Annotated in this window: 7 protein-coding genes; all 7 read right to left on the reverse strand. The window is 30.4% G+C overall.

What is annotated here, in order from left to right; genetic code table 11:
- Positions 1–85 precede the first annotated feature (85 nt).
- Positions 86–718: a hypothetical protein gene (locus DB891_RS17170; RefSeq protein ID WP_116764805.1), complete on the reverse strand. Its 633-nt coding sequence runs from the start codon at positions 716–718 to the stop codon at positions 86–88.
- 123 nt (positions 719–841) lie between these two features.
- Positions 842–1,123, reverse strand: a complete 282-nt coding sequence (locus DB891_RS17175) for a hypothetical protein (protein WP_116764806.1) — start codon at positions 1,121–1,123, stop codon at positions 842–844.
- 299 nt (positions 1,124–1,422) lie between these two features.
- Positions 1,423–1,896, reverse strand: coding sequence for a hypothetical protein (locus DB891_RS17185; protein WP_223256134.1), 474 nt, complete (start codon positions 1,894–1,896; stop codon positions 1,423–1,425).
- A gap of 33 nt (positions 1,897–1,929) precedes the next feature.
- Complete coding sequence (locus tag DB891_RS17190) at positions 1,930–2,346, reverse strand: hypothetical protein (RefSeq protein WP_116764808.1); 417 nt, start codon at positions 2,344–2,346, stop codon at positions 1,930–1,932.
- Between the two features lie 60 nt (positions 2,347–2,406).
- The gene (locus tag DB891_RS17195; RefSeq protein WP_116764809.1) at positions 2,407–2,826 is read right to left on the reverse strand and encodes a hypothetical protein; all 420 of its coding nucleotides are present in this window, start codon (positions 2,824–2,826) and stop codon (positions 2,407–2,409) included.
- 85 nt (positions 2,827–2,911) lie between these two features.
- The gene (locus DB891_RS17200; protein WP_116764810.1) at positions 2,912–3,325 is read right to left on the reverse strand and encodes a hypothetical protein; all 414 of its coding nucleotides are present in this window, start codon (positions 3,323–3,325) and stop codon (positions 2,912–2,914) included.
- 17 nt (positions 3,326–3,342) lie between these two features.
- Entirely contained in the window at positions 3,343–5,037 is a 1,695-nt protein-coding gene (locus DB891_RS17205) for a hypothetical protein (protein WP_116764811.1), read from the reverse strand.
- Positions 5,038–5,148: the final 111 nt, after the last annotated feature.

Raw genomic sequence — 5,148 nt, forward strand, 5'->3', positions numbered from 1 at the left:
AAACAAGAAAAGCCCCGGAATCTTTCAAATTCGGGGCTTGCTAAGGGCTTTTCTCGCCTAGTTTGCTAAATGTTAGCAGTAGCTTTTATTTATGTTTTTTAATTCCTTTTCTCTTTAAAATTGTGCGCAAAACACTATACAACACATTTGTATTCCAATCTTCTTTATAATTATATCCACGATTTAATTCCGCTGGATTTTCTGTTGAATAGATAGAGAAATATGTATGATAGGCTTTTGTTCTAATGTTTTCCCAAACTATTTCAACTCTTTTTTGGTTAAAGATTCCACTTATATTAAGTTCAATTCCTTCTTTTTTGAAGTAAACATCAGCAATCGAAAACTCTTCATTGTTTTCATATTTCTTGAGTAATTCGTCTACGATATTACTAAAATACCTTTCCCATAAGTCGTCCAAAACATCCACGTAAAGATTATGTAACTCTTGCTTTTTTCGTCCAAAATACGATTTGAAACTTAATTTTATAACTTGATTTTCGACGTTTCTAATATAGATTTGATATTCTCTTCCATACGTTAGTTCAAATCGAATCCAACGAATTCCAAACCTATAATCCTTGATTTCATTCTTTTCAAAAATTGTATATGGATTTTCAAAATCTTTGTCTGCAAACTTCAGAAAGTTTTCATTAAGTATAAGTTCTCTGATGGCTCCATCACTAAAACTTCTTTTAAATACAAACTTTTTTTCTTCCATTTCTAATTTTATGCGATGTTGTAAAGTTACTGCTAACGTTTGGCCGCTTGGCGATGTGGCGGATTAAGGAAGCCCAAACTTTCGGTTAAGGACTAATTTTCCAAGTACAAAACCAACTTCAAATTAAGCCAAATTCCGCCATATTGCCAAACGGCGGTTGCAAGAGGTTTTTATTACACAATTAATTATATTAGGATTTGACCCTTCATGTGTCATAATCCATTTGCTTTTAATTTTTTCCATTATTATAATTCGTGTGCTTGCTCCAGCCATATATGAAGTATGCATCATGAAAACAATATATTTTTTATTTTGGTAATAAATAGGCTCAGAAAATCCATATACTTTAATATATGCTTTATTGTATTTTTCAATAATAAGTTCAATCTCTTTATTAGTATTCATACTTTCAAAAGCAACTTTTTTATACCTAACACAGATTTTATATTAGGTTTTATTTCTCTCAAAAGGTTTTTTAATGGCTTGTTAAGGAATTGTTGATCATTAGTTTTTAATAAATATACATCTTTTGTCGTTTGGACCATTTGTTGAGCTTTGCAACTATTGTTTGCAAATAGGAATAGGATTGCGAATGTTTTTAATATATTTTTCATGTTTCTTTCATTACTAGTAATTCCTTTTTGGTTTTTGAACCAAAAAGGAATTTTCATTCAGTAACGAGTCGAAATTAAAACTTTGTTTGTTTAATCTTTACCAATTACCTTAATTCTAATTACAGTGAGATTACCATATTTTTCTTCATCTTCTTTTGTCCATTGTAATTCTTTTCCTTTTGGTCTTTCTTCATATTTCCAATCAGTTGGAGTTTTTACATAGACAAATAGAGATACGCTATCCTCTTGACTTCCTTTGCTTTGTTTTCGCTGTTCTAATGTTCTAAATTTAAAAGAAAAATAGTAAGGATTATCATTAGTGGCGTCCGCTGTTTTAATTTCTGGTTTTATTTCTTTTAATAAATCCTTTAATGGTTTGTTAATAAATTGTTGTTCATTAATTTTTAATAAATATACATCTTTTGTTGTTTGGACCATTTGTTGAGCTTTGCAACTATTGTTTGCAAATAGGAACAGGATTGCGAATGTTTTTAATATATTTTTCATGTTTCTTTCATTACTAGTAATTCCTTTTTGGTTTTTAGACCAAAAAGGAATTTTCATTCAGTAACGAGTCGAGATTAAAACTTTGTCTGTTTAATCTTTACCGATTACCTTAATTCGAATTACTGTAAAATCACCATATTTTTCTACGTCTTCTTTTGTCCATTGAAATTCTATTTCTTTTGGCCTTTTACTATTATCCCATTCATCAACAGGCTCTTTTACATACACAAACAAACCTAATGTATTGGAGCCAAATGGTTTTCGATTCATTTCTTCTCGGCTAATAAACCTAAAAGAAAAAAACGATGGATAACCGAGTGTTCCAAAAGCAATCTTTATTTCAGGTTTTATTTCTTTCAAGAGATTTTTTAAAGGTTTGTTAATAAATTGCTGTTCATTTGCTTTTAATTTATAAACATCGTTAGGCGTTTGTACCATTTGTTGTGCTTTACAACTATTGTTTGCAAATAAGAATAGGATTGCGAATGTTTTTAATACGCTTTTCATGTTACTTTCATTATTACCAATCCCTTTCTAGTTTAAAACCCAAAAGAAATTTTGAAATATTTAATCTTCTATTCGTTCAATAACTTTGATTCGAATTACAGTAAGGTTACCATATTTTTCTAAATCTTCTTTTGTCCACTGATATTCTTTGCCTTTGGGTCTTTGTTCAAACTTCCAGTCTAAAGGCTCTTTTACATAAACGTACAAGCCTATGAGTTTTCTCCCTATTTTGTGTTGTTTTTGTTCTTCGGAACTAATAAACCTAAAAGAAAAAAAAGATGGATATTCGGTTGTTCCATAGGCAAATTTTATCTCAGGTTTTATCTCTTTTAAGAGATTATTTAGCGTCTTGTTAATAAATTGTTGTTCGTTTATTTTTAATTTATTGGCATCGTTAGGGGTTTCTACTAACTGTTGTGCATTACAACTATAGGTAACAGACAAGAATAGGATTGCGAATGTTTTTACAATATTTTTCATCTACAAATTGATGTATTTTAAATTATAAAAACATCCAAACCTATGTGATTTGGATGTTGTATTCTTAAACTATGATAAAAGCTTTTTAGTCTTTGCCAATAACCTTAATTCGAACTACGGTAAGATTGCCGTATTTCTCGATGTCTTCTTTTGTCCATGTTAATTCTTTTCCTATTGGTCTTTTATCAAAATTCCAATCTATCTGCTCTTTTACATATATATATATACCTAAATGATTTTTACCAATTGCCCTGCCGTTTTTAAATTCTTCATAATCGATAAAACTAAATGAAAAATATGAAGGAAACCCGTTTTCTGCACTAGCAGTTTTTATTTCAGGTTTTATTTCTTTTAGTAGATTCTTTAAAGGTTTGTTGATAAATTGCTGTTCGTTAATTTTTAATTTATGAGCATCGTTAGGTGTCTGTACCATTTGTTGTGCTTTACAGCTACTGTTTATGAACAAGAATAGGATTAATGTTTTTAATATAATTTTCATATTTGTTGATTTATTTGTTAATTACAAGGTGTTGGAGTATAATTTTTAGTACCATCAGATAATGTTGTTTCTGTGTTTTTCAGCGGATAAAATTCACCATTACTATCTTGTTTCATTAAGGTGATTCCCGAGTTGTATTTATCTAGAACAAAGGCTATTGCTTCAGTCTTTCCTTCAATGCTGTATCCTGTAACTTTTTTTACATCTTCAATTTCATAAAATATTTTATCAGGAAATTCAGGTGGATATATAGGTGACACATCTGCTGGATAAGCAGTTACAAAGGCATTTGCTTCTACTAAATTTGTAACAACAATTGCATAGGTTTCTCCGTCTATCAAAACAAATGAAGTAGTAAAATTACTGTTTTTATTATTTAGTGTAACAGCATTATAGATATCTCCAGTTGATAATGGTGTATTGTTCGGATGGTTGTGCAAAGATGCAAAAGCTCCAGCCCAAGTTTCATTTACTTTTACATCATTTGTTCCTCCATTATTCATAGGTGCATGGGTTATTTGATTACTGACGTCTTTACCTAGAGTGATACTATGTTCTAATGTAGCATTTGCAGCTAGGATACTACTTTTGGCAGATAAAAACTTGCTGTCTTTAGAATCCGTTGTTATTAATTTAGCTGCGTCACAAGGATCTCTTGGAGATTCACCTGGTATTCCAATCCAAGAATCAGAACCTCCATCGTAAGTATAAAAAATATTGGTAGAATAATCAAACACTTTTTGATTATTCACAGGCCATTGAAAATCTAAAATACCGTAATTATCTTTGTTTCTAGAAATTATAATATTAGGAAGGATTACCTCTATAATTTCCCAAGTATTTAGACTACTATTATATTTATATACAGTACATGCTCCATCTGGATCTGTATAACGATAAATTTGATTATTGACTGGACTTGCAGGAGGAGTAGGTCTACTTGAAGCTGATGGAGCACTTGATCCGCCGCCCAAAAATACCCCAGAACCACCATCGCAATTGCTCATTTTAAAAGCTTCATCACCTCCACCTCCGCCACTTCCGCCACTACAATCACAAACTGAAAACATATAAATTTCACTAATGATTTGGTCTCCATATCTAGTTACCCACCAATAATGGGTACAGCTTCCTTGTGTTTTGCCAGATTTTTTATTATTTGGAGCAACACTTAAAGTAGCATTTTCTATTAAATTGCCTTGAGTAAATTTATCATATAGCAATTTTGTTTTTGAAAGACTCAAAAAAGTGATTTCACCTGTATAGTTAAATCCTTTCTTATCTGCATTTACGACAGATTGAATTATCTTATTGTGATCACTATTGGTTTCATTGGTTTTTAAAGTTACAATATTAGATCTCACCATTTTTTCTCCATTTAGATAAAAAATAACCTTAATAATTCCATCTAAGCCATTTAATGATTTTACGTCGGCAATCACTAATTTTTCAGTTGTTCTTAAATCATATATTTTTAAACTATTGATATCGATTGCAGTCGACAATTCTTCAATTTTCGATACTTGTTCATTATTAGCACCTTTTTTTAATTTGCCCCAATAGTCATCTATTTTGGCTTTATAAATTACAGAAGCCGTCTGATTATTTTCTTGTAAGGCATCTTCTTCCACTTGGCAATTTGATAAAAACAATACTAGAATAAGTGCTAGCCCATTTGTCAAATAGGCTTTTAAAAATACATTTCTCTTCATAATTTAAATGTTGTTAGGTGGTTAAAATCTCTTGCAACGTTTGCGGCTTTGCGAAGTGCCTTCTCTTCGCCGCTCACTAATAATAGCTAAAATAGACAATTTTTTTATAAT

The sequence above is a fragment of the Flavobacterium laiguense genome (assembly GCF_003097655.1).
Taxonomy (GTDB): domain Bacteria; phylum Bacteroidota; class Bacteroidia; order Flavobacteriales; family Flavobacteriaceae; genus Flavobacterium; species Flavobacterium laiguense.